The sequence below is a fragment of the Sphingobacterium bovistauri genome, assembly GCF_020295405.1.
In the GTDB taxonomy this organism is placed as follows: domain Bacteria; phylum Bacteroidota; class Bacteroidia; order Sphingobacteriales; family Sphingobacteriaceae; genus Sphingobacterium; species Sphingobacterium bovistauri.
This window is the reverse complement of record NZ_JADEYP010000031.1, coordinates 21291-45613: the sequence shown is the minus strand read 5'-3', so window position 1 is coordinate 45613 and position 24323 is coordinate 21291. Positions and strand designations below refer to the sequence as shown.

Annotated in this window: 20 protein-coding genes and 3 tRNA genes; 7 read left to right on the top strand and 16 right to left on the bottom strand. The window is 34.8% G+C overall.

Annotation, left to right across the window (positions count from 1 at the left end; all coding sequences use genetic code 11):
* Positions 1 to 161 precede the first annotated feature (161 nt).
* The 8 genes from IPZ78_RS14465 to IPZ78_RS14430 all read right to left on the bottom strand — a co-directional run bounded on the left by IPZ78_RS14465 (position 162) and on the right by IPZ78_RS14430 (position 9085).
* Complete coding sequence (locus IPZ78_RS14465; protein ID WP_225554701.1) at positions 162 to 3332, bottom strand: efflux RND transporter permease subunit; 3171 nt, start codon at positions 3330 to 3332, stop codon at positions 162 to 164.
* Positions 3333 to 3360: 28 nt separating this feature from the next.
* Positions 3361 to 4488 (bottom strand): efflux RND transporter periplasmic adaptor subunit, encoded by a 1128-nt coding sequence (locus IPZ78_RS14460; RefSeq protein ID WP_225554700.1) that lies wholly within the window; start codon positions 4486 to 4488, stop codon positions 3361 to 3363.
* Between the two features lie 29 nt (positions 4489 to 4517).
* The gene (locus IPZ78_RS14455) at positions 4518 to 5843 is read right to left on the bottom strand and encodes a TolC family protein (RefSeq protein WP_225554699.1); all 1326 of its coding nucleotides are present in this window, start codon (positions 5841 to 5843) and stop codon (positions 4518 to 4520) included.
* Between the two features lie 2 nt (positions 5844 to 5845).
* Positions 5846 to 6433: a TetR/AcrR family transcriptional regulator gene (locus tag IPZ78_RS14450; RefSeq protein WP_225554698.1), complete on the bottom strand. Its 588-nt coding sequence runs from the start codon at positions 6431 to 6433 to the stop codon at positions 5846 to 5848.
* A gap of 623 nt (positions 6434 to 7056) precedes the next feature.
* Complete coding sequence (locus IPZ78_RS14445) at positions 7057 to 7491, bottom strand: c-type cytochrome (protein ID WP_225554697.1); 435 nt, start codon at positions 7489 to 7491, stop codon at positions 7057 to 7059.
* 1 nt (position 7492) lies between these two features.
* Positions 7493 to 8128 carry an SCO family protein gene (locus IPZ78_RS14440; RefSeq protein WP_225554696.1) on the bottom strand — a complete coding sequence of 212 codons (636 nt, stop codon included), beginning with the start codon at positions 8126 to 8128 and terminating at the stop codon, positions 7493 to 7495.
* Positions 8129 to 8132: 4 nt separating this feature from the next.
* Complete coding sequence (locus IPZ78_RS14435; RefSeq protein WP_225554695.1) at positions 8133 to 8561, bottom strand: transposase; 429 nt, start codon at positions 8559 to 8561, stop codon at positions 8133 to 8135.
* A gap of 11 nt (positions 8562 to 8572) precedes the next feature.
* Positions 8573 to 9085 (bottom strand): YiiD C-terminal domain-containing protein, encoded by a 513-nt coding sequence (locus IPZ78_RS14430; RefSeq protein WP_225554694.1) that lies wholly within the window; start codon positions 9083 to 9085, stop codon positions 8573 to 8575.
* Positions 9086 to 9187: 102 nt separating this feature from the next.
* Between IPZ78_RS14430 and IPZ78_RS14425 the strand changes: the two genes are divergently transcribed.
* Positions 9188 to 10405 (top strand): MFS transporter, encoded by a 1218-nt coding sequence (locus IPZ78_RS14425; RefSeq protein ID WP_225554693.1) that lies wholly within the window; start codon positions 9188 to 9190, stop codon positions 10403 to 10405.
* A gap of 82 nt (positions 10406 to 10487) precedes the next feature.
* Positions 10488 to 11129, top strand: coding sequence for a hypothetical protein (locus tag IPZ78_RS14420; protein ID WP_225554692.1), 642 nt, complete (start codon positions 10488 to 10490; stop codon positions 11127 to 11129).
* 222 nt (positions 11130 to 11351) lie between these two features.
* Here IPZ78_RS14420 and IPZ78_RS14415 read toward each other — a convergent pair whose 3' ends face one another.
* Genes IPZ78_RS14415 through IPZ78_RS14405 form a run of 3 tightly spaced genes read right to left on the bottom strand, consistent with a single transcriptional unit; the run spans position 11352 to position 13720 of the window.
* Positions 11352 to 11987, bottom strand: a complete 636-nt coding sequence (locus tag IPZ78_RS14415) for a uridine kinase family protein (RefSeq protein ID WP_225554691.1) — start codon at positions 11985 to 11987, stop codon at positions 11352 to 11354.
* Positions 11988 to 12010: 23 nt separating this feature from the next.
* The gene (locus tag IPZ78_RS14410; RefSeq protein WP_225554690.1) at positions 12011 to 12958 is read right to left on the bottom strand and encodes a septal ring lytic transglycosylase RlpA family protein; all 948 of its coding nucleotides are present in this window, start codon (positions 12956 to 12958) and stop codon (positions 12011 to 12013) included.
* A gap of 9 nt (positions 12959 to 12967) precedes the next feature.
* On the bottom strand, positions 12968 to 13720 hold the full coding sequence (locus IPZ78_RS14405) for a hypothetical protein (RefSeq protein ID WP_225554689.1): 753 nt from the start codon (positions 13718 to 13720) through the stop codon (positions 12968 to 12970).
* 16 nt (positions 13721 to 13736) lie between these two features.
* On the opposite strand from IPZ78_RS14405, the gene IPZ78_RS14400 reads away from it, so the two are divergent.
* Positions 13737 to 15089, top strand: a complete 1353-nt coding sequence (locus tag IPZ78_RS14400; RefSeq protein WP_225554688.1) for an NfeD family protein — start codon at positions 13737 to 13739, stop codon at positions 15087 to 15089.
* 83 nt (positions 15090 to 15172) lie between these two features.
* Here IPZ78_RS14400 and IPZ78_RS14395 read toward each other — a convergent pair whose 3' ends face one another.
* A complete protein-coding gene (locus IPZ78_RS14395) occupies positions 15173 to 17959 on the bottom strand; it encodes a S9 family peptidase (RefSeq protein ID WP_225554687.1) in 2787 nt (928 codons plus the stop codon).
* 170 nt (positions 17960 to 18129) lie between these two features.
* Here IPZ78_RS14395 and IPZ78_RS14390 point away from each other — a divergent pair, with 170 nt between their 5' ends.
* From IPZ78_RS14390 to IPZ78_RS14375, 4 genes are all read left to right on the top strand, one after another.
* The gene (locus tag IPZ78_RS14390) at positions 18130 to 18861 is read left to right on the top strand and encodes an SIMPL domain-containing protein (protein WP_225554686.1); all 732 of its coding nucleotides are present in this window, start codon (positions 18130 to 18132) and stop codon (positions 18859 to 18861) included.
* Positions 18862 to 18993: 132 nt separating this feature from the next.
* A tRNA-Thr gene (locus tag IPZ78_RS14385) sits at positions 18994 to 19066 on the top strand.
* 24 nt (positions 19067 to 19090) lie between these two features.
* A tRNA-Tyr gene (locus IPZ78_RS14380) sits at positions 19091 to 19171 on the top strand.
* Between the two features lie 8 nt (positions 19172 to 19179).
* Positions 19180 to 19252, top strand: a tRNA-Thr gene (locus IPZ78_RS14375).
* A gap of 134 nt (positions 19253 to 19386) precedes the next feature.
* Here IPZ78_RS14375 and IPZ78_RS14370 read toward each other — a convergent pair.
* From IPZ78_RS14370 to IPZ78_RS14355, 4 genes are read right to left on the bottom strand one after another with little or no spacing between them, the layout of a single operon-like run.
* Positions 19387 to 20523 (bottom strand): TlpA disulfide reductase family protein, encoded by a 1137-nt coding sequence (locus IPZ78_RS14370; RefSeq protein WP_225554685.1) that lies wholly within the window; start codon positions 20521 to 20523, stop codon positions 19387 to 19389.
* A gap of 20 nt (positions 20524 to 20543) precedes the next feature.
* Positions 20544 to 21989, bottom strand: coding sequence for a PKD-like family lipoprotein (locus IPZ78_RS14365; protein WP_225554684.1), 1446 nt, complete (start codon positions 21987 to 21989; stop codon positions 20544 to 20546).
* A complete protein-coding gene (locus tag IPZ78_RS14360) occupies positions 21989 to 22810 on the bottom strand; it encodes a DUF4843 domain-containing protein (protein WP_225554683.1) in 822 nt (273 codons plus the stop codon). The genes IPZ78_RS14365 and IPZ78_RS14360 overlap by 1 nt, the downstream gene beginning before the upstream one ends.
* Positions 22811 to 22813: 3 nt before the next feature.
* Positions 22814 to 24313, bottom strand: a complete 1500-nt coding sequence (locus IPZ78_RS14355; RefSeq protein WP_225554682.1) for a RagB/SusD family nutrient uptake outer membrane protein — start codon at positions 24311 to 24313, stop codon at positions 22814 to 22816.
* Positions 24314 to 24323: the final 10 nt, after the last annotated feature.

Genomic DNA, 24323 nt, shown 5'->3' with positions numbered 1-24323 from the left:
ACCTCCAATACTATCTTTGCCCTGCTGAAGAATAGTTACTAAACGTAACTTAAAATTGAAATTATACTTCTGATTTTTTCTCATAAAAATGCCCCAAATAAGTGTCTAACTTTTTGGGGCATGTCCAAATGCTGGCTTTTCTTATTTTGAATATTTGTATGTTAATGTGCACTTAACTGCTTTTTCTTTTCTTCATCAAATGAAGCTTCTAATTCAGCTAATTTCTTTTTACCATATGCTAAACGTGTAATAACTACGAATAACACAGGAACTATGAAAATAGCTAAGAAAGTAGCAGCAGTCATACCGCCGAATACTGTCCAGCCTATAGTTTGGCGTGAAGCAGCTCCTGCACCAGTAGAAAGCATTAACGGAATAATACCTAAGATAAAGGCTAATGAGGTCATGATAATTGGTCTAAGACGCAATTTTACAGCATCAATAGTCGCATCAACTAAATTCATACCTATATCCACACGTTCTTTAGCAAATTCAACAATCAAAATCGCATTTTTCGCGGCAAGACCAATAATCGTTACCAAACCAATTTGCGCAAAGATGTTGTTATCCAATGAAGGTATAAACATCAACGTAAGAATCGCTCCGAAAATACCTAAAGGAACTGAAAGTAGAATAGAGAATGGTACTGACCAACTCTCATACAATGCAGCCAATAACAAGAATACAAACAAGATACATAATGCAAAGATTTGAATAGTCTTCGAACCAGATTGCTTCTCTTGTAATGATAAGCCTGAGAATTGGTAGTCAAAACCATCAGATAAAGTCTCTGCAGCTACTTCTTCCAATGCATTGATCACATCACCCGAATTGTAACCTGGCGCAGCACTACCTGATAAATCAATACTTCTAAAGATGTTGTAGTGATTAATGATAGATGGCATGGTAGTCAACTCATAGCTTACCAATGCACCCATAGGAACAGAATTACCTTGGACATTTTTTACGTATAATTTATTGATGTCTTCAATATTCATACGGTACTCTGTATCTGCTTGTGTCACGACACGGAAATTACGGCCATATTTTGTAAAGTCATTTACATAACTACTTCCAAGGTATGCTGAAATAGTAGAATAAATGCTAGAAATAGGCACCCCCATTCTTTTGGCTTGTTCACGATTCACTTCCAATTTATAGTTTGGAGAATTTGAATTAAACAAGGTATAAGCCATGCCAATTTCAGGTCGTTGATTCGCTGCCGCTAAAAATTTACCTACTTGTGCTTCGAATTGTTTGATATCTACCGTTTGTAAATCTTGGATTTGCATAGAGAAACCTCCAGTAGAACCTAATCCCGGGATAGCAGGAGGAGTAACCGCTAAAACACGTGCTTTGGAATATGAAGCATATTTACCCATTATAGCACCTGTGATTTGACTTGCAGTACGCGTTCTTTCTTTCCAAGGTTTTAGTGAAACAAATAATGAACCACCATTTGGTTTGAATGAACGATTTAAGATGTTAATTCCTGAGATCGTGGTTACATATTTGATTTCAGGAAAATCTTTACGCAACTCAACTTCTAGTTCTTCCAAAATCTCGTTGGTACGACCAGATGATGAACCTTCTGGCAAGTTGACCCCAGCAAAGAACATCCCTCCATCTTCTGTAGGAATAAAACCTGTAGGCTTAGTTTGGAACATCCAACCTGTTCCAATGAAAATACATAGTAAAATGATTAAAACTAAAGGAGCGGCCTTGATTGATTTCTGAACGCCTTTAGAATATCTATAGGTAACCTTATCAAACCATAGGTTGAATTTGTAGAAGAACTTATTCAAGCCTTTTGATTCTTTGTTTACAGCTGTAGGTTTCAACATGATTGAACATAATGCTGGCGTTAATGTCAAGGCAATAAATGCCGATAGCATTACGGATACAGCAATCGTGATCGCAAATTGTTGGTACAATTGCCCTACCATTCCTGGAATAAAGCCAACAGGAACAAAAACAGCAGCTAAGATTAAAGCAATAGCTATAACAGGTGCCGTAATATCTTTCATTGCACGTATGGTAGCTTCTTTAGCCGACATTTTATAATGATCGATATAATGTTGAACGGCTTCAACTACTACAATAGCATCATCTACCACAATACCAATTGCCAATACAAAGGCTAGCATGGTCAAATTGTTGATAGAAAATCCAAATAGGGTAAAGAATATGAACGTACCAATAATCGATACTGGAATAGCTAATACAGGAATTAAGGTTGCTCTCCAGCTTTGTAAGAAGAAAAACACAACCACAGTTACTAATATCAAAGCTTCTATTAAGGTCATGATAACTGACTCAATCGATGCATTAACAACAGAAACTGTCTCATATCCGATAACATAGTCTACATCTTCTGGGAATGATTGCTTTAATTTATCTAAAGTTTGATAAATACCATCAGCAGTTTCAACAGCATTTCCTCCAGGAGTTTGATTGATCATCATACCTGTTGAGCGCATACCATTTACCTTTGTAGTAGAACCGTAGTTAAATTGTCCTAACTCTACACGCGCTACTTCTTGCAATAAGACTAAAGAGCCGTCGGTATTTGTTTTTACGACAATATTTTCAAAATCTTCCACTTCAGAAAGATCTGAATCGGTAATAACAGGATATTCAAAAACTGTTGTTGATTCTTGAGGACGACCACCGACAGAACCACCTGGTATACGAATATTTTGTTCAGCTATGGCTGCAGATACATCTGCTGGGGTCATGTTTAGGTTAGCTAGTTTATTCGCATCTAACCATACACGCATCGAGAATGGCTGGCCGAATGCAGTCACATCACCTACACCTTTTACACGCATCAATGCATCTTTCAGATACAAACTCGCATAGTTGGCTAAGAATTTATCATCACGTGTTCCATTAGGAGAGACCAATGACACTAACATCAAAATATCTGAGTTGGCTTTACGTGTTGTAACTCCTAAACGTCGAACAGCCTCAGGTAGGGAGGGTTCTGCAATTCCTACACGGTTTTGTACGTCAAGTGTCGCAATATCGATATCTGTGCCCACTTCAAATGTCACAGTAATTTGTGCTTGTCCATTGGACATACTATTTGAAGACATGTATATCATGCCTGGTGTACCGTTGATTTGACTTTCTATAGGCGTCGTTACCGTTTGCTCTACTGTTTGTGCATCTGCTCCAGTGTAGTTCGCTGTAACTGTTACTGTTGGCGGTGCAATAGAGGGGTATTGACTAATCGGTAAGGTCGTAATACAAATGGCTCCAATGATCGTAATCAATATGGAAATTACCATTGCCGTTACGGGCCTTTTAATAAATACTTCTGAAATCATTATTATTTATTTAAAGTTTTGGCAAATATTATTTTTTGTTCTGAACGGTAGCGTCTACAACTTGAGTACCTGGACGTAATGAAGCAGCTCCATCTAATACAATTTTTTGTCCAGCTTCTAATCCTGCGCTAATAACAACTTTGTCTTCGATTTTATTACCTAAAGTCACTTGTTTTAATTCTACTTTGCTACTGTCATTAACTGTATAGACATTGAATATCCCCAACTGCTCAAATACAGCTTTGTAAGGAATAACAAGCTCTTCTTGAGCTGAAGTACTAGCCAAATTTAAAGTCGTATTTAATCCTGAACGTAATATATTGGCATTATTACTGAAAGATGCACGGACTTTTAAAGTACCAGTTTGGCTATCTACAGCACGATCAATTGTTGTGATACGACCTGCTTCTGGATAGCGTGATCCATCAGGAAGTGTTGCATAAATTTCAGAACCAGATGCGTTAGCTTGCAATTTTGTAAATTCTGCTATTTCTTTTTCACTAATTTGAAATTCAACAGCTATAGGGTTTGTAGAGGAGATTGTGTTCAATAAAGTAGAACCAGCACTTACCAAAGCACCATTTCTAACCTGTGAAATACCAATGGACCCTGAGAATGGGGCAACAATTACTGATCGCTGTAAATTCGTCTTTGCAGTAGTCAAAGCAGCTTCTACGGCTTGTACTTGTGCTTTTTGGTTGTTTACATCCGTCAAAGCATAATCCAAAGTTTGTTTTGCAATCGCATCCTTCTCTGCTAACGTTTGGTAACGTTGTAAATCTTTTTGTGAACGTTCCAAATTAGCTTTAGCAATAGCTAAATTAGCTTTGGCTTGATCTACAGCAGCTTGGTAGCGTGTACGGTCGATTTCGTACAATCGTTGACCTTTGCTCACAAAAGCACCATCTGTCACGTAAATGTTGGTAATATATCCCGATACCTCCGCACGAATTTCCGTCTCTTGTAAAGGAACTACATTTGCAGGGTATGTTTTTATGCCAGTCACTATTTCTTTTCCTACTACAGCCATACTTACAGGAGTAGCAGCGGCAGGTTGTTGTGCTTGCGCAGTTTGTTTATTATCTTTTGAATTGCACGATTGTACTATCAATCCCGAACTTATCAATAATGCTGAAAATAATTGCGTTTTATTCATCGTATTTTTCTTGTCTGAAAAGGTTTTTTTTAATTATTTGTTGTTACTGTTCCCAAAGCTTTTTGAATATCTAGTTTGCTAACTAATACTGCATATAAAGAATTCAAATAGTTTAATTGAGAGGTTTTTAAGTCTGTTTCAGCTGTCATCAATTCCAAATATGTTTTGACACCAGCATCATATTGTAGTTTGATCGTATTGTATACTTCTTCCGAAAGTTCCATATTACCTTTTGCATTGCGCCATTCATTCATATTCGCACGGTAAGAAGCCATGGCAGCAGAATACTGTGCACTGATTTGATTTTCCAAATTCTGCAAATCCAATTCTATACGTTGCTCTTGCAACTCTGACTTACGAATTTCATGGATACGTTTTCCACCCTGAAAAATCGGAACAGATAGGCTTAATCCAACACTTGAGGAAGGGATGTTATTGTTGTAAAGGTTAGAGAATTCATTATCACGATAATTCATTCCATAATTTGCAAAAGCATTCAATTTGGGTAGGAAATTCCATTTTTGATATTGGGTATTCAATTTTTGGATTTCTTGCAAATTTTGAATTTGTTTATATTCTACTCGGTTTGCTACTTGTACCAATTCCGCAGTATCTAATAGGATGTTACTTTCCATACTTTGGTTTGCAAAAGATAACGATACATTAGATTCTGTAGGGATATTTAATATAGATTTAAGGTAATCGTATTTGAATTTGCGATTCTCTGTAGCTGATTTTAAGCTTGCTTTAGCATTATTCAAAGAGATTTGCGCTCTTTTGAAATCTGTTTTATCGACTAAACCGACTTCGTAACGCGAAGTAGCTTCGGTCAATTGACGTTCTAATCGTGCAATATTCTCATTGATAATTTTGATTTGTTCTTCGGTTGTCAAAATATCATAATATGCTTTACTCACATCCACGATAGTATTGATTTTTGTGCTTTCGACATTTAAATCATTTTTCTCTCGTACGAATTTCGAAGCTTTAGATGCTTGAAACAGTTGCGGACTTAGTATAGCTTGCTCGGCTTGGAATGTCAGGGCAGTCGTGTTTTTTTGTCCCATTGCGATGTCATTACCTCCGATATTTACAGTAGGTAATTGAAGCGCATGAGCAATATTACCAGTAGCATTGATCTGTGGTAACCAGCCTGATAAGGCAGAAGCAATCTCTTTTTCGCCAATTTCTTTATCTAATTGTGCTTGCTTCAAATCAATTTTGTTGCGCAATGCATAGCTAATTAAGTCGTCTAGTGTAGCATTGCTACCCAGCTCCGGTTGAGACTGTGCAATAGATGTTCCTGTTATAGCACAAAATAATAAGGGAAGGAGATACTTAAATCTATATTTCATAATTAATCATTATTTTTTATTCCAGTCCAGATGATGTCTATCAAATCTGTTAATTCTTTTTCACTAAAATCTATTTTACCATAAACAACGGTCTTTGCATATGAGATTGCTGCTCCTATATAGGCAGAACAAATGATTTTCTCATCCAAAGGCTTGAAATGGTTTTCTTGTATACCACGAAGAATAAACTTCATGAATGTATTTTGCCCATAAGGACCTTCCAAAAATTCTTTCTGGCGTATAATCTCATTGTATGGTGAGTTGTAAAATTGTTCGAAAAAACAAGAATACTCACGTTGATGAATATGAAATGTGCAGAAGCTTTTAAATACAGAGTAGAATTGTTCTTTATAATCCATTTCTTGATTTACATGCTGAAATATATGGGCATACAATTCTTTTCTACAATATTCAAATAGGGCTAATATCAGCTCATCTTTAGAAGGGAAGTAATGGTAAATAGTGCCAATAGCTACATCGGCATGTTTGGCAATCTGGCTCATTGGTGTGCCATGAAAGCCGTTATCTTTAATTAAGTGTAATGTACTTTTAAAGATATTATCTATTTTATCTGTAAATTGAACGTTCATTCGGTTTGCAAATGTACGCAATGTAATGACCTTAAACTGTCAAATTATTGTGATAAAACTATTAAAATTATTTTCCAATGTTAAATAATTGTTAAAACAACAAAATCACTTGCATAGTGTATTGATTACACTTATATTTGTACTATCATAATTTAGGTTTATAATTGGTTAGTAAAGGTTTTCATTCTCCCCGTTTGAAAACCTTTCTTTTTTTATATAGTAACTAAATTTTGACTATAAATCGATTTGTTTTTACTGTTTTCAATGTATTTAACTTTTTTTTGATTTACCAATATGAAATGTTAGTTATCAGTTATAACTAGCTAATCTTGGGCTCTATATTCTAATTTAATTTCTGTTGTGTTTAGTGTATTTGCTTTATTTAGAAATGTATAGAATGCGATTGTACCATCAGCTAATTTGATAAGAGGATAAAACCAATTGTGAATAGCTAATAAGATATTGTAAGCAGTAATAGAAATAGGATATGATAGTGAAATTTGAGAACACCATTATTCCCTGTAACTAGCAGATACAATTAAATAGATTAAGATAGACAGAATACTTCCTTTTAAAATCATTGCTTAATCCTAAAATTAAGTGAACATTGATTTATAAGTAGTCTATTTTGTGCAGTTAGAAAGGTTTTTTTTAACTTCTTCTTGGGTAAAAGTTGAATCAGAATCTCCAAAATGTGTCGTCACATAGGTCAAAATATACGCTATATCTAAATCTGTCAATGTAGCTATAGCTGGCATAGCTTGATTATAGATTTCGCCATTGACCACAATTTCTCCTGATAAACCATTCTTAATAATACAGGCTAGTTTATTTCTATTATCTGTAAGATATTTGTTGTCAGTAAGTGGGGGATAAAGTTTACCTAAACCTTCACCTTTAGCACCGTGACAATTTTGGCAATGTGTACGATAGAGTTTTTGCCCATTTACAGCATATTGTGCTGTTTGAATATTTAGGTTATTATTATGGCAAGATGATAACTGGCTGAAACCAATTATCATCAAACCAAAAATTAGCAGTGTATAAATGAATTTCATCTTACTTATATTCTGCTAATAAAATATCAATCTCCTTTAAAAGTTTCTCCGTTTCTTCGTCATTAGTTCCATCATAGACACCACGAATGTGCTTGTTGTGATCTATTAAAACCAAATAACCTGAATGGTCATAACCACCTGCGACATTTTCATCTTCTTTTGTGAAAATCAGGTATTTATCTGAAATACCATAAATGTCAGCTTTAGATCCTGTCACGAATTGCCATTGGTCGTTTTCCACGCCTAATTTAGTAGCGTAAGACTTCAAGACATGGGGATGATCGTATTTAAAATCAATACTGTGTGATAAGAAAGCAATAGCCTCATTACCTTTATATTTTTGATATGCTTTTAACAGATTACGTTGCATAGTTGGGCATATACTTGGGCAATGTGTGAAAAAGAAGTTGGCAACATATATTTTATTGTCAAAGTCTTTATTGCTTATCAGTACGCTATCTTGATTTAAAAACTTGAAATCAGGAATAGCTGGATAAATAGTATCGACTACCGACTTGCCATCAACTACTTTTTCAATCACCTCTCTGTCCCCAATGATTGGCAATTTTGGAGCTTGAGATTCACAAGATAGAAAAACAATTGTAGCGGCAGCTACTGCTAAAAAATTTCTTATCATAGGATTAGAATTTGCCTAATTTTGTGTTACTTTCTAGTGAAACGTCCTCAAATTGTTTTTTCATAGCTTTTATTTTTTCAATTTCAACTTTTTGGTAAGATACGTCAGTGCTATCAGGGGCGTAGTCACGCATCCAAGTCATCATATTATCTGTTGCATCTTCCAAATTCACTTTCAGCGTTTCTAAATCAGACTTTACTGTCGCAGTGTCAATAGTATTATCTTTCTGTGCTATACCAGCTAGATTTTCTAATATAGAGTCAATTTTTATTGTAGCGCGGTCGAAGTGTGATATTTGGGGCATTATTTCATCATGCACGACAATAGCTTCAGCTGATAATTTTTGAATTTCTGTAGAGTCTTTAGTTGACTTTTGTTGGCAACTGTTGAAAGTGATTAGGCCAACGATTCCTGCTAAAATAATTTTTTTCATATGAATACAGTTTATGCTGTTTTATTTTTTTCTCTAATAAGGTGTTTTAATTTGCTAAAATCAAATGTCAAATCTCGTATATAAATTTCATTTTGGCAAACGGCACATTTCACACCCTTCATATCAAACACCTCTGTAGTAAAAGTTTTGATGACTTTGCCGTTTTCTTTTATCGTTTGGAACGCTTCATTTAACTCATCTTCATTAATATTAATGCGGTATGTTAAGTCTGTTGTTCCTGGTTTCAAATAATCAATTTTAGCAGATTTTAACCAAGCGACGGTTTTCTTTAGCCCTTTTTGCTTAAATACCTGATCCAAAAGAATAGAGTGCATGGGGTCTAATGCTGAAAAAATAGTTCCTCCGAAAACTGTTTTGTTGGAGTTGATATTTAAAAAACTTTTGTAAATCTTAACCTCAGCTCCTCTAAAATTTGCATAGATTTCTTTTACCCATATTCTTTGAAAGAAAAATGGGGGATAAGTACGCAAAACCCACTTAAGACTTGATGGTGATAATTTCATGGCGCAAAAGTACGACTTATTGAAAGTACAATCGTCAAATGTTCGCAATATGTTGTTTAAAATAATTTTGTGTGCTATCTTTCCTTTATAATCAACCTAAACATGGAGAAGAAAAGCAATATAGTTTTACTAGTGACTGTAGCTGCCTTAGGCTATTTTGTAGATATTTATGACCTCATTATATTTTCTATCGTACGGATCAAGTCATTTCAAGATATTGGTGTTCCTGAAGAATTGATGCGAAGCAAGGGTGAATTTGTACTGAATATGCAGATGGGAGGATTACTGTTGGGTGGGTTAATATGGGGCGTTATAGCGGATAAATATGGACGAATCAAAGTGCTATTTGGCTCGATATTACTGTATTCATTAGCCAATATCTATAATGGGTTTGTTCAAGATGTAAATACCTATGCCATTGTACGTTTTATAGCGGGTATAGGCTTAGCTGGCGAACTAGGGGCTGGCATTACCCTAGTTAGTGAGAGTATGCCAAAGAATAAGCGTGGCTATGGAACCATGATTGTAGCAGGCGTGGGGGTGTTGGGGGCTATATTAGCTTATTTTGTTTCCGAATGGTTTGATTGGCGTACAGCTTATTTTGTGGGCGGAGGTATGGGATTGCTATTGTTGTTGATGCGTGTGGGGACGTTTGAGTCAGGGATGTTTTCTAAAACAGCTTCGCAAGAACATATTCAAAAAGGAAGCCTTAAATTATTATTTGCGAGCAAAGAACGTATTGTACGATATATTTATTGTTTGTGTATTGGATTGCCCATTTGGTTCGTTGTAGGGGTGTTGGTTACACAATCTCCAGAAATAGGAAAGGCTCTTGGTGCACCTGTATTGTTGAGTGCAGGGAAGGGTGTGATGTTTACTTATTTGGGTATTTCGGTTGGTGATTTTTTTGCTGGATTATTGGCACAATTGTTAAAGTCACGTAAAAAAGTAGTGTTTATTTGCCAAATCATGATTTTGCTTACTTCGATTTGGTATCTAACAAGCCAAGGAATTACAGAGGAGAAGTTTATGTTGTTGGCTTTTCTAATGGGCTTGGGCGTTGGGTATTGGGCTACTTTTGTAACCATTGCAGCGGAGCAATTTGGAACTAACCTTCGTGCTACAGTAGCAACCACAGCACCTAACTTTGTACGTGGCGCATTAATTCCTTCCACAATGCTATACGGCTACTTGGTCAATCAATATGGAATAATTTGGGCAGCAGGAATTACCTTAATTTTGCTTAGTGGTATAGCGATATTTGCATTATCTCAACTCAAAGAAAGTTTTGATAAGGATTTAAATTATAATGAGGAGTAGTGTTATGATGTTTTTACCAAATTGATTAATAATGAATATTCTAAATAAGTTAATTACTAGTACTAATACTGAATTATGGAATATGATTAGGAATAGAGAAAACGTAAAAGTTTTATTATGGAATGAATCTTTTTCTGAATTATATACAACTGATGATAATGTTGAATTTAGATTAAATAAAGTGTGTGTAAGCGCATTTAACCATGAGTTATGTCATTTGTGTATAAATCAAGTTTTTGGTGGGGTATTTCCTGATCTCTATATTAGGATGCCATATGAATTAAAAGAATTTTTACCTAGAGATTGTGTTCAACATATCTCTAACTGCATTGAGCATAAATTATTTTATAATCTTTATTTAGAGATAGGAGGGATGAAAGATAGGTTTATTGTAGATTATGAGTTAGTAAAAGGGAATAACTTCCATAAAAAGGTGACTAAATTGAATTTAAATAATCTACACTTATATTTAGGAAATCTGTATTCAATAATTGGTGATTGTAACGACAGAATTGATTATAAAAGAGTTTTGACTGATTATAGAAAATTAAATCCTAAAATATTTGATTCTTGTAATTTGTTGTTGGAAGAAATAAAGAGTTTAGGAATTAATGAGCCAGCTGAGGAGTTTATTATTACTGATGAGGGAATTATAATTAATAAGACTATAGGTTCATTAAGTGAAAGTTTTTGGACGGTAGTTTTTGATGAATTTAACAATTGAATAAAATCTTAAGTCATTCAAACCTTACCTATCAGGACACTTTTTACAACGTTTGCCTCGTTTATATTTTTTACAACATTTCTTTAGGGCGCAACATGAAAAATCAGCAAAGGGATTAAATCCTTTTGCTGATTCTTTTATATCAGTAATTATACAATTGTCTTGATTCAACTCACTTTGCATGCTCATGCTACAAAGATAGTTATTTAGAATGATTTTAAATTAAACAAAGTTTAATTTTTCTCTTAAATCTTGAGAAATTAAATCTGTAGCTGAATTGATTGTCGCTGGATCGTCTGTATTGTTGATAATAACCTTATCTGTAGTTTCTCTATAAGGTAATAGGTAAGTGTTGTAAGATGGTACAACATGATTGATCCATTTGTACATGACATCATCGTGATCGTATCCACGCTCCAATAAATCTCTTTTCAGTCGACGCTCTAATGCTACATCCTCACTTGCATCTAAGAAAATTCGGTAATCCAATAAATCGTTCACCTCTGTGTAGTGAAATATAAATAATCCTTCTACAATTAATATGGGTGCTGGCTTAATTTCCAACATCTTTGGTTTGATGTTGGGATTATTGAACGTATATTCTTCTTTGTGAATTGTTTTTCCCTCGAATAAATCTTTGATGTCTTTGTAAAAAGCTTCACGATTTATAGCTGTCGGTAAATCAAAATTGTACAGCCTATTTTCTTCCTGTGTCTTTGTGTTGGCTGGGATATAATAATCATCTTGTGAAATCAACGTAATATCTGATTCTTCAAAATGATTTAAAAAGCTTTTAAGAAAAAATGTCTTACCAGACCCACTACTTCCAGCTATACCAATTACGTATGGTTTGTCCATTTACTATATTTAATGAATAATTCTTAATTCAAGGGTACACCATAAGTGATTTCGACTTGAAATCTTTTGTCTAAGATTCCAATCGATGATGCTACAGATTTTGATAGAATAACTATTGCCCCTTGTGTGTCATGATTGTCGTTAAATTTTCCGACAACTTTTGCAAAGGTAACACTTCTATTCATAGGATTCGTGATTTTTAGAATAGTTCCTATAGGAGCGGTCTTGTGTAAAGCCAAACTTGTACTTCCATCATTTTCCAAATCACTTAACCATACACCTACACCTTTTTCTTTTGTTTCGCTGATACCGTAGCGGTTAGGCTTGAATGCTGAATCATCTATAGGATTATTTTCCTCTATCTCTTCTTGTATAGGTGTGACTACAGGTACTTCAGGCTCTTCAACAGGCAATGAATGATTAGGGATTTTCAATATTTGACCTTCACGAAGGCTATCTGAAGTTAGGTTATTTATTTTTTTAATATCGGGAACAGATATTCCAAATCTTCTGGAGATCGCATACAAAGTTTCACTTTTTCCGACTTTATACTCTGTGATTTCATTAGGATTGATTAATACAGGTGTATTTGTTTGTCGATTTGCGGTTTGATTTTGTCCATTTTTATTGACGTTTGCCGCAGCTGGTTTAACTTCTATGGCAGCACCACGAGGTATACGTACATTATCACCTACACGAAGGTTCTTTTTGTTGTTGGCGGTCATAATGTCGTTTACAGGAATACCGTAAATACGACTTAACTGATAATAGGTTTCTTTAGATGCCAAGCGATGGATTAAAAATCTTTTGCCATTAATATTTTCTGTCCCTATGGAATCTATTGCTATCGATAAACTTGGTTTTATCACTGTATTATCATGATGTGCAGCTGCAAACGCAGGCATTGACAATCCAAAAACAAATAAAAAAGTTAACTTATGATACGTTTTAATAGTTTTGTTCTGCTTCATATCTTACAATTATACTAAATACGAGGAAATTTTCATTTTATTACTTGATAAAAAGAAAATATGCTCTTTGACGGTAAAATAGGGTTGAGGGATTAATTTGTCCATGTCATTTATTACTACTTTACTGTCATATAATTCATTCTTTGAGGATAATGAAAGGTTTAAATTATACTTGTTAGATGTTTGACTGTGGTACGACCACAAGAATAAATCATGGTACGGTTGTAGCCAAATTTGATCTATATAGGATATTTCATTCAAAAATGAAGGCAGGTTGCCTTGATAGGGAATGGGGTATTGAATATTACGAAAAGGAAACTCTTGAATTTCTGTGTTTTGGTTTGATATTTCGCCTGTTTTAATATCGATGTAGAATACTAAACCAGCAGGAATAGAGCGGTGATGAGCTATAATTACATCTTTATAGACTTCTTTTATAACATATTCCATATAGGTAAAAATCGATGTGCTCGAGGGTGTATGAATTACTTGAATACCGGCTTGAACAGGCGAGTAATCTCCATACCTTTTAAGAATTAAAAAATCACCTTGAACATCCTCCAAAGTCCATTCTTTACTATCTACTTCATAATTTTCAAGTGTATAATTTCCTTCAAATGAAAGCACTGAAAATATAGGTAATGTAGTCTGTGGATTGCGACTTTCTATTGCTATTTGAGCATGCGCACAATCGACCTCAATCTTCCATATTGGATATGGAAAAATTCGTTCAAATGCTTTATTAATTGTATATTTATTCATACAAATGCTCAAAAATATGCTACACAAATTTACTAAATCTATTCTTTTATTTTCATTTTTAATTGCGATAACCTTTGTGCAAGGACAAACAGTTTTTAAAACGGACTTAAAAGAGGATGTAGGACCTAATTCATGGCGTATTATTAAAAAGTCGTATGATCAGGCACTTGTCAATAAATCAGATTATTTTTTGATTGAGATGAATACGTTCGGTGGGGCGGTTAATTTCGCAGATTCTATACGTACATTATTACTTAATTCCAAAATTAAGACTGTTGTGTATGTGAATAATAACGCAGCCTCAGCTGGGACATTAATTTCATTAGCTTCAGATTATATTTTTATGCAAAGTGGAGCATCTTTAGGTGCGGCGAGTGTGGTCAATCCACAGGGAGAAGTGATGCCTGAAAAGTATCAATCGTACATGCGTGGATTGATGCGGGCGACTGCCGAAGCAAAAGGTCGAGATACTAAAATCGCTGAAGCATTTGTTGACGGTACTGTATCAATTCCAGAATTAAAGGAAGATGGTAAAATCTTAACTTTTACGGCAGCAGAAGCTTCAAAAGCTAAGATTATCAATGCAGAAGTCACCAGCATAAATGATGTCTACGAGAAATTGAATTTACAAGATCCTAAAATTGTAGTGTATCAAAAAACTTGGGTAGACTTTATCATTGGTTTTTTAATAAATCCATTAGTTAGTGGACTTTTGATAATGGGTATAATCGCTGGAATATATTTTGAATTGCAAACTCCAGGTATAGGTTTTGCTTTGGTCATTGCTATTATTTCGGCGACATTATTCTTTGCACCTTTATACTTACAAGGATTGGCTGATCATTGGGAGATTGCTATTTTTGTAATTGGTGTTATACTATTGGCATTGGAAGTTTTTGTAATTCCAGGATTTGGTATAGCAGGTATATTAGGAATTATATTTGTACTTTGTGGTCTTTCATTTTCTATGTTAGCGAATGATTTTTTTGATTTTAAAATATCTAAACCAGGCTTATTAGTGAATTCATTCTTAGTAGTAATCGGATCCATGGTACTCTCGGTGGTACTTATGGTGATTTTTGGAAAAAACTTGATGCGATCATCTGCTTTCAAGCGTTTAGTTTTAGATGATGAGCAACGTTCAGAAACTGGTTATACATCATCTGTGCCTAAGTTAAACCTGCTGAATAAGGATGGGGTAGCTAGAACAGTATTGCGTCCATCTGGCAAGATTGAGATTGATGGTGTGTGGTATGATGCTGTCGCTTTGGACGGTTTTATAGATGCAGGAGAAGCGATCTATGTCGAGAAACATGAAAACTATAATTTATTCGTGCGCAAATTGGAGAATAGAAATATCAATGCTTAATTGAAGATAAGATAAATTGGATCTAACAAAAACAGCCGTTAAAGTTCAAAACTTTAACGGCTGTTTTTGTTTATTGTCGATTTTTATTCTTCTGTTGAGAGCCCCCAATCAATTCCTTTGTCAATGGCTTTCACTCCATGTTGTATCCAATCTGCTGCTGGCTTACCTTTTAAAAAGTGGTCAAAGAATTGTGCTTGTCTTTTTTGGATATCTTTACGATTTTGACGTTGCATCAAATTGTGCTCATCTCCATTATAATTTAATAACCATACAGGTTTTTGTAATCTACGTAGTGCAGTAAACATTTCAATACCTTGATACCATGGCACAGCGCCGTCGTTATCATTATGCATGATAGCTACAGGAGTCTTTACTTTATCCATAAAGAATAATGGTGAATTCTCAATGTATAAGTCTCTATTCTCCCATAGTGTTGCACCTAGTCTGCTTTGTGTTTGTTCATATTGAAATTGTCTTGACATACCTGTTTGCCAACGAATCCCACCATATGCAGAAGTCATGTTTACGACAGGTGCACCAGACCAAGCGGCAGCGTACATGTCCGTTCGTGTGATTAGGTGAGCTACTTGATAACCACCCCAACTTTGACCTTGAATAGCCATTTTTGTGGCGTCTACCCATGGATATTTTGTCAAATATTTCATCCCGGAGTTTACATATTCTTCCGCTGCTCTACCTGGATGGCCGGTTTGGTAACGAATATCAGGTGAGAATACCAAATAACCATTGCTGACGAAATAAGAGATCATTAAACGCGATGGAGTAGGTGCCGGCTCATGATAGCTATACAATCCTTCAGTATGCGTTTCGTAGAAATAAGAAATAATAGGATATTTTTTATTCGGATCGAAATCTTCGGGCTTGTACAATATTCCTTCCGCATCATATCCATTTGGTGTTTTCCATTTTACTAATTCAGTTGTACCCCAATTGTAGTTTTTTTGCTGTGGGTTGATGTCTGTAAGCTTTGTTAGGCTGCTAAAATCTTTTGTAAGGTATAGATCTGGATATTCAACATAGTTTTCTCTAGATAAAGCGAAAATTGTGTTGTTATCATTGGAGATTAATCTTTTGTAAACATTTTGCGATTGGATAATTTCTTTCAGACCATTCTTTTTGGATAGATCTAATCTGAAAAATCCGTTTTGTTTAGTTTTTTCATTAAAAGAAGTTAATAAAAGAGGAGTTTTGAAGTTAATATAATTAGTGATAGCACGAGGCGCATTGTTTTTGAATAATTGAGCACGTAAAACAATTTGGTTTTTTCTTCCGAACGACTGCGTAATGTTCGATTTTATCTTTCCATCAAATGAAAAATACCATATATCATAACGATCATTAATATAAATTCCTTTACCATCTTGAGACCAGCCAGCTATTCCATAGGAACTTGGGGATGCTGGCACATCATTCAATTCATCCGCAAAAGAAACTGATAATCCATCAGATAATGCGATCTCTTGTCCTGTAGTAATGTCATACAGCGACCAAGAAGACTTTTCTACATCATAAAAAACGACATGACTGGCTGTTGGAGATAAGTAAGCTTGACCTTTGTGATTTGATTTTATTATTTTTTTACGTCCATTGATAGTTGAAACAAGATAAATATCTTGTGGATTACCTAATGACCATTGGCTAGCTATTTTAGCTTCTTTAGCTACGCTTGTGGTTATAGCCCATTCTTCATTGCTATTCGTCGTGGTGAACAATCTACCAAAATTTTTATCCGTTAATGGGATCAGTTGTTGATTGGCGAAATGGTAAACTGCATCATAGCTTATAGCTCTTTCACGGCTTGCATTAACCAATTGTTGTGTCATTAAGTAGTCGTCTTGCCAATGCCAAATATCAACTTTAGCATGTTCGAAATCCACTAACGTAGTATCTTTTACCTTGGGGATGGGAGCGAGGCCAATAAATAATTTTTTAGCATCAGCACTGAATGATAAATTACCATCTCCTGATACATGCCATTTCTCCGGAATACCAGTAGATTGTTTATCTATTAAAATCGTTGCGGTATCTGTTTTCCACTCAAAATTGTAGATTTTAAAATCTTTTAATAGTGATTTTTCTGGAGATTTATCGGCTAGGAATACAAGTTTTTGGGATTGATCATCAAAAGTGATGTTTTTGTAGTTGCCCTTACCATTGCTAATTTTCTTTTGAGTTTTATTCGCTAAATCATATAAATATAAACCTGCTTGATTAGTCGTATCCTTTTCAGTACCCTTTCTGTCGTATACAATGTATTTCTCATTATCGTCAAAATAGTAATTATCGACTTTCGATATGTGCGTAGTATCTTTCGTTTGTAAATTATAAATTATTAAAACTGTTTCCTTTTTGGGTGCTGACTTTTTAGCTACTGCTTTAGTAATGGTTGAATCAGATTTAGCTTCTTTTTTTTGAGATGAATCTTGTTTAGCAGTAATTTCAATTTCTTGCTGATAGGCAATATAGGTTTTATTAAGACGTGGAGTTTTCCAATTTTTGATGGCTCCAAGATTTATAGCTTCTTTAGTCGCAATATTGAAAACAGATAAAGAATCTTTTGCAATTTCATCTGTTTTTTTCTTCTTGATTTTGGCTTCACGAGTCTCCTTGAAAAAAGGTTTTATGACACTGATGAAAAATTTTTCGTCTTCGGTAATTCGTGATGAGTTACCCCTGTTTAATTGAAGAAGTAAATTATTGTGTTGATCTTTTAATTCAGTTACAACATCACCTTCTTGCGGTGAAATTGTGTAATAAATATATTTTCCTGACTTTGAGAAGTTTTGGGAAGATATGTTTTTCCATGAATCAAAAGTTGTGTGATCAATAGGTGGTTTTTGTTGTGCCAAGCTTGTTAAAGAAAAGGTCGACATCAATATACAGCACAAAGTAGTATTTTTCATTTGGGTATGCATTAAATGTGACAATAAAATTATAGAATAAATAATTATTCTTTTGCAACAATTTTGGCACGTTAATTATATTAGTATATGTTATACACTAAAAAATAAATTAAATTATGAAATCAACAACGGTTATCGTCAGTATTATAGCAGCTATAGGGCTAATAGGAGCTTCTTGGGTGTTAGGAAATGCATATAAGTACAAATTCAAAGTGTCGAATACGATTAATGTAACAGGTAATGCGAAGAAGGATTTTGAATCTGATATTGTAAAATGGTCTGCATCTTATAGTCGCAAATCTATAAACTTGAGCGAAGCTTCAGAACAACTAAAACAAGATCGTGATTTGGTTAAAAATTTTCTAGTTCAAAAGGGAATTAAGGAAAATGAAATACTATTCGATGCTGTAAATATCGTTCGTGATTTTAGTTACCATACGGATGAGAGAGGCAATAGTTTTAATACATTTACGGGGTATAGTTTGAATCAAACAGTTAGTATTGAATCTCGTGATTTGGATAAGGTGGATAATGCATCTCGTGAAATTTCAGCATTGATTTCTCAAGGTATAGAATTAGCTTCCAATGCACCTAGTTATTATTATTCAAAGTTGGAAGATTTGAAATTGGCATTAATCGCTGAAGCATCTAAAAATGCAAAAGTACGTGCGGAGAATATTGCTAAAGAATCGGGGGGAAGTTTAGGAGCATTGCTTAAAGCTGATCTAGGGGTATTCCAAATTACAGGTCAAAATAATAACGAAGATTTCTCTTATGGCGGTGTGTTTAATACTTCATCTAGAGCAAAAACTGCGAATATCACTGTTAAAGTTAGCTATGGGCAATAATTCAAACTATTTTTTACAAAAAAAAATGATTTGATATTCAGTTTATTACTATTTAGGGGCGGATTTTATGTTGTAAATATTTGCATTATTGAAATCAACTTAAGATATTTGCAGCTCGTTCTTAAATAATACGCCTCCTTAGCTCAGCTGGTAGAGCAACTGACTTGTAATCAGTAGGTCATTGGTTCGATTCCGATAGGAGGCTCTAAATGTGAGAATTCACAGGTCTGGAGGGGTTCCAGAGCGGTCAAATGGGACGGACTGTAAATCCGTTGCTTCGGCTTCGAAGGTTCGAATCCTTCTCCCTCCACTCCAACAGCCTCTTTAGCTCAGCTGGTAGAGCAACTGACTTGTAATCAGTAGGTCATTGGTTCGATTCCGATAAGAGGCTCTAAAAATAAAAGCTCAACTTCATAGAAGTTGAGCTTTGTTGTTTACAGTATATATTCTGATAACCTATATTTTTTAAAAACCAGACTATATTTCTATAATCTGGTTTGTCACAATTTAAAAATTAATACAACATTACTTTAAGTAATCGGCTAATACTTTGTGCAGGTTTTCTGCTTTGAGGTTGATCGCTACTATTTTACCATTGGGATCGATAAGATAGTTTTGAGGAACGCCCCTCACACCATAAAGCACGGCTGCCTCGTTGCGCCAGCCTTTTAGGTCTGCAGCATGAATCCAAGGAAGATCATCATCTTTGATCGCTTTAATCCAAGCGTCACGACCGTTGTTTTCGTCTATGGAGATCGCAAATACTTCTAATCCTTTAGGTTTGAAATTAATATAGGCTTTCCTAAGGTTCGGGTTTTCAGCTCTACAAGGTGCACACCAGCTGGCCCAAAAATCTAATAAGACAAATTTACCTTTGAAATCGGTTAATTGAATCATTTTACCGTCTTGGTCAGGTTGTGAGAAATTGGGTGCTATACTGCCAACTTTAATATTCTTATCGGCAAAGATTCTAGCCTCTAGTTCTTTACCTTTAATAGAACTCTTCATTGGCTTACTTAAATCTGAAAATGTTGGTTCTACTGCTTTTGTACCTCTTTTGTTTGCTACTTCTATCAACCCCTCAACTGCGAATAAAGACGCTGGATTTAGTTTTGCGTATTCCAGCTGTTTGTCATTCCTGTCATCAAATTTTTTATCGAATTTGGCTTTGATAGCTACATATTGATCATTTTTGTCTGCAGCATCTTCTGGTACAGCATTAAATGCAGCGTTACCTTGATCAATAATGTCCATAAAGTCACCGCCGATAAACTTTATATAGTTTACGAAGGACTGGTGTAAATCAGAACCCGTAATTTCTGCATTTTTGATAGAATCTTTTATGTTGAATTTGAAGTTTTCATTTCCAATATAAAAATACAATCTATCACCGTTGTATTGAGTTTTCATTTTACCCAATCCTTCAGTGTCAAGTATCATGCGAGCATAGTTTGGTTCCTCTACATTACCTGTGAAGGAGAATTTACCATTTTTAATGACAGTTGAATCGGCCTTAGAATAGCCGCCGCTCACATAGTCGATGTAAATTTTCTTCCCTTCTAATTTTTTTGAGGCTTTGCCATCAATAGAGAAACTTGGGTTTTGAGCATTGGCTGTGATACCAAGCGATATTATAGTTAAAACTAAATAAATTGATTTCATAAAATTTTCTTTTTTGATGGTTAACGCCATGTCATGTCAATACTTGTACCAGGTAAACCATCGATTTTCTCCTTGAGTGTACCATTTGATCCTGTCGTAATATTGGTGTAATAAATACTTGTTCCTGCACCAACGACCAAAGATTGCTCATCTTCTGTAAGCTTGAGCATAGTTATGTCTGCTGTGAATTTTGTTTCTATTTCAGTCAAGTTCTGGTTAATTGGAGTGTATCTGTATACCTTATTTCCACTAGCGATGAAAATGTTTCCTACCCGTGTAGCTACTATTTTGCTAGCTGCATTTAGTATCTGTTGGTTTGTAAAAGCTATTTTATGCAAAGGAGTGAAGGTAAAGGGACCATTGAAATTCACATTAAATTTCAATTCGAATATTTGTCCTGATGCATCTTTTGCATAAGCGTAAATATCAGTATTGTTGATTTGAACAATGTGCAGCAAGTCTAAGCCTAAGTTAGTCGGATCAAATGTAGCGGTACTGGATACGGTGTATTGTGTGCCAAAATACATCGGTGCTCCGTAGACATTGAAACGTAAAAATTGTTTTCTAGTTTTTTCAAAGCCAACGAAACTTACCTGGTTGTTGATATTCAGCATCACAAATTTGTCACTTAGCTCGTAATCCCCATCCGCATAATTTCCAAACATTCCATAGGTATTCGCTTGATCCCAAGTCGTCGTGATACCACCATAGAATTTATTGTTGATAACACCCATTAATACTCCTTGCTCATGCTTTTGTAGATTTCCAATATCTATAGAAGCGGGAGGTAGGAAGAAGTTATCTTTTATTGTTCCAGATTTTAATTCTTCCTGCTTGAGGTTATTGACATTGATTCTGACACCATCATTTTTACACACTATCCAGTAGCCTAAAGGCGTATTGCCTGTGAATTTATTGGAGATGTAATGTATAGATAGGGGAATGGATGGTAGAGGTTTCAAATTTATAGCTTCATAGATTCTTGGCTGCACCTCTCCATTTGGTTTAACAAAGGATAATTGAGTAGTACCATTCTCTATACTCAGCACGAGTGATCCTTTTGAAAATTCAGTTTGACCTTGAATCTTGAAGTCGTGAAAGTATTTGATTCCATTTGATTTATTTAATAAGGTGAGGCGCGCATTATATAATTTGGCTTGCAGACCAAAGATAGTACGTACCGAATTGCCTACGTACTTATATTGGGTAGGGTCTATCGCTTCAGGTACGGCAATTTCCCAAGTACATTCAATATCTTCTTTCGCAATATTTTCGAAAGTTGGATTGATAATAAGGCTATCTCCGACCATTGCATTGTATAGGGTATCTAGCCCTATAATTTTTGGTTCAATAGGCATATTATACGCATAGTTTCCTTTGTCCTTATAGCAAGATCCAAGTACTAATATGAATAAAAAAGCCAAACTATATTGAAATATCCTTAAACTCTGTGTTTTTCTTTTCATTATCTTACCTCTCTTCCTAATTCGTCAATAAAATGGTATAATCCTGATCCAGCATTTTTACGGAGTAATATTGTCCTATTTGGGTTTTCTTTGTGAAAGAATTTATAGGTCGCACCGTTATCATCTGTTTTGATTTCGTAACCCTTAAGAGGATTTCTATCCACCCATTGGAAAGGATTATTTGACATAATTCTCAGCATGTCAGCAAAAAATAAGTTTTTTGGAGCGTCGAGTCCATCCATTGTCAAAGTTGTTTGTTCCGTCGCTATCATGAATAATTGGTGTTTGGTTCTAGAATATTCACCTAGCCACATACTCCACCATATAGGTTGCTCTAGTCGTGCTGAAAATACCACTCGAGTGCGAATGATTCTAGGGTTTTCAATGTGAAAATCATTAGTTTCCTTTAATTTGATAATTAAGGATACACTCTTTTCTTCTAGATCTGGTGTATTGTGTATGATTACTGGCAGCGTAGTTTTACCATTTCCACTGCTCACGATATAATTTTCCGATAGCTTTTGGTAATGTATGCCCTCACTAGCAGTTGAAGAGTCAGCTTCTACATAGACGCTATATGATTTATCTTTAGATTCTCTAATTCCAGATATACTTACAGGTATGTGTACAGTATCTGAAGCTTTATTCATATTGTAGGCAAATGTATAAATGATACTATCTCTGTCATCACCTAATAGGTCGAAGTAAATTCCCGAGTCGTGATCAAAAGTCGTTAACTCATCCTTTTGACAGGCTGTTAAAATAATTGCTGTCAATATTATACTCCAAACTGTATATGCTAATTTTAAATTTGTTTTCATACATCAATCTTTTTGATTTCCATAAATGATCTCATCGTCTGGAAGAGGTAAAACAAATATTTTGTTGTCCGGCTGAATAGTTGTTCCTTGTAATCCTGCAATAGGAGAGTGCAGTCTTTTGTAAGCATAAAAAAGTTGACCTTCAGCAAACGTATCCTTCCTTAATTCTTTCAAAATTTCTCGAATGAACTCTTGTTTGTTAGAAACGAGTACAGGCTGTCCGATACCTCGATTTCTACGGATTTCATCCAAATATTGTAGTGCCTGAGTTGGGTTACTATCGTAACTGCTTTCTGCTGCTATCAAATACACTTCACTTAATTTTAAAGCTGGTGCCATCAAGAAGTGTAAATTGGCCGATTGATTATCAGATAGAGGATTACGACGGTATTTGACAATCTCTGAAAGATAATTGTTACCGTTACTTACGGTCATAAACCAATGGTTATAACGTAAATCCGTTGCTCCTATACTTGAGGTCTCATAAATTGATTGTGCATCAATTTGCTCTAAATACATTCCAGAATTACCGTTGGAGAACCAATTTGTGTTTAGTTCTGTATTCAATAATGGAATGTACCATCCGAATAGAATCTCCTTGTACAGGATTCGATCTTTGTTTTTGTCATCTACAGCAATAAAGTCTGTCGTATTTGTCCAAGGAAATTTCTTGGAGTCAATTACGATTTTAGCATTTGTCAATGCTTTTGCATAATCTCCTTTGTACAAATGAACCCGTGCTAAAGTTGCGCACACAGCAAAGTAATTCATTCGATGTCTTCTGTTTTGCAGAAAAAGATCAGGATTGGAAGTTTCAGAATTTAATAATGTATCTATTTGATTTGGATAACCTATTCGATAGGAGTTTTTGATAATAGGGTCATTTGCTAACAATACTTTTGCTTTTTCTAAATCAACAACGATAGAATCAATAGTTGTCGCCACTGTAGCAAATTGTGTTGAAAGGTTACTGTACACTGTCACATAAGGAATTGCTTTAGCATTTGGATTTTGAATATAGCTCGGCGCAAATAGACGTAAAATATCAAAATGAAGATAGGCACGTAGCCCTAGTGCTTCACCTTTTATTAGCTCATAATTGTTTTCAAAGAATAGTCGACGCTGTTGGTCAATATTTTCTAATATCAAATTGGCATTTACAATTCCGTTGTAAAGACCTTTCCATATATTATCTTTTCTTGAGATAAAATATTGGTCGTCGTATTTGTATTGGGATGTGGCTTTATATCTGTGCGAATCAAATGTTGCCATAGTGTAGTTTTGTGCCAATACTTCAGGCATACCCACTGTTAATTCTTTACCATACAAATCTGTTTTACTGCCTCTAATGTAAATTCCTAACAAGGCTTCTTTAAACCCATCTTCTGTCGTGAATAATTGTGATTTATCTACTTCTGTTTCAGGTTTAATATCAAGCCATTTTGCACAGGAGGTACAAAGTAGTGTTGTAATGATAATATATAATGATAGTGATCTTCTCATTTTCAAATAT

What these genes read in the sequence shown, in the direction of transcription:
- IPZ78_RS14465 (WP_225554701.1), bottom strand. Translation starts at nt 3,332, where the DNA reads ATGATTTCAGAAGTATTTATTAAAAGGCCCGTAACGGCAATGGTAATT.
- IPZ78_RS14460 (WP_225554700.1), bottom strand. Translation starts at nt 4,488, where the DNA reads ATGAATAAAACGCAATTATTTTCAGCATTATTGATAAGTTCGGGATTG.
- IPZ78_RS14455 (WP_225554699.1), bottom strand. Translation starts at nt 5,843, where the DNA reads ATGAAATATAGATTTAAGTATCTCCTTCCCTTATTATTTTGTGCTATA.
- IPZ78_RS14450 (WP_225554698.1), bottom strand. Translation starts at nt 6,433, where the DNA reads ATGAACGTTCAATTTACAGATAAAATAGATAATATCTTTAAAAGTACA.
- IPZ78_RS14445 (WP_225554697.1), bottom strand. Translation starts at nt 7,491, where the DNA reads ATGAAATTCATTTATACACTGCTAATTTTTGGTTTGATGATAATTGGT.
- IPZ78_RS14440 (WP_225554696.1), bottom strand. Translation starts at nt 8,128, where the DNA reads ATGATAAGAAATTTTTTAGCAGTAGCTGCCGCTACAATTGTTTTTCTA.
- IPZ78_RS14435 (WP_225554695.1), bottom strand. Translation starts at nt 8,561, where the DNA reads ATGAAAAAAATTATTTTAGCAGGAATCGTTGGCCTAATCACTTTCAAC.
- IPZ78_RS14430 (WP_225554694.1), bottom strand. Translation starts at nt 9,085, where the DNA reads ATGAAATTATCACCATCAAGTCTTAAGTGGGTTTTGCGTACTTATCCC.
- IPZ78_RS14425 (WP_225554693.1), top strand. Translation starts at nt 9,188, where the DNA reads ATGGAGAAGAAAAGCAATATAGTTTTACTAGTGACTGTAGCTGCCTTA.
- IPZ78_RS14420 (WP_225554692.1), top strand. Translation starts at nt 10,488, where the DNA reads ATGATTAGGAATAGAGAAAACGTAAAAGTTTTATTATGGAATGAATCT.
- IPZ78_RS14415 (WP_225554691.1), bottom strand. Translation starts at nt 11,987, where the DNA reads ATGGACAAACCATACGTAATTGGTATAGCTGGAAGTAGTGGGTCTGGT.
- IPZ78_RS14410 (WP_225554690.1), bottom strand. Translation starts at nt 12,958, where the DNA reads ATGAAGCAGAACAAAACTATTAAAACGTATCATAAGTTAACTTTTTTA.
- IPZ78_RS14405 (WP_225554689.1), bottom strand. Translation starts at nt 13,720, where the DNA reads ATGAATAAATATACAATTAATAAAGCATTTGAACGAATTTTTCCATAT.
- IPZ78_RS14400 (WP_225554688.1), top strand. Translation starts at nt 13,737, where the DNA reads ATGCTACACAAATTTACTAAATCTATTCTTTTATTTTCATTTTTAATT.
- IPZ78_RS14390 (WP_225554686.1), top strand. Translation starts at nt 18,130, where the DNA reads ATGAAATCAACAACGGTTATCGTCAGTATTATAGCAGCTATAGGGCTA.
- IPZ78_RS14370 (WP_225554685.1), bottom strand. Translation starts at nt 20,523, where the DNA reads ATGAAATCAATTTATTTAGTTTTAACTATAATATCGCTTGGTATCACA.
- IPZ78_RS14365 (WP_225554684.1), bottom strand. Translation starts at nt 21,989, where the DNA reads ATGAAAAGAAAAACACAGAGTTTAAGGATATTTCAATATAGTTTGGCT.
- IPZ78_RS14360 (WP_225554683.1), bottom strand. Translation starts at nt 22,810, where the DNA reads ATGAAAACAAATTTAAAATTAGCATATACAGTTTGGAGTATAATATTG.
- IPZ78_RS14355 (WP_225554682.1), bottom strand. Translation starts at nt 24,313, where the DNA reads ATGAGAAGATCACTATCATTATATATTATCATTACAACACTACTTTGT.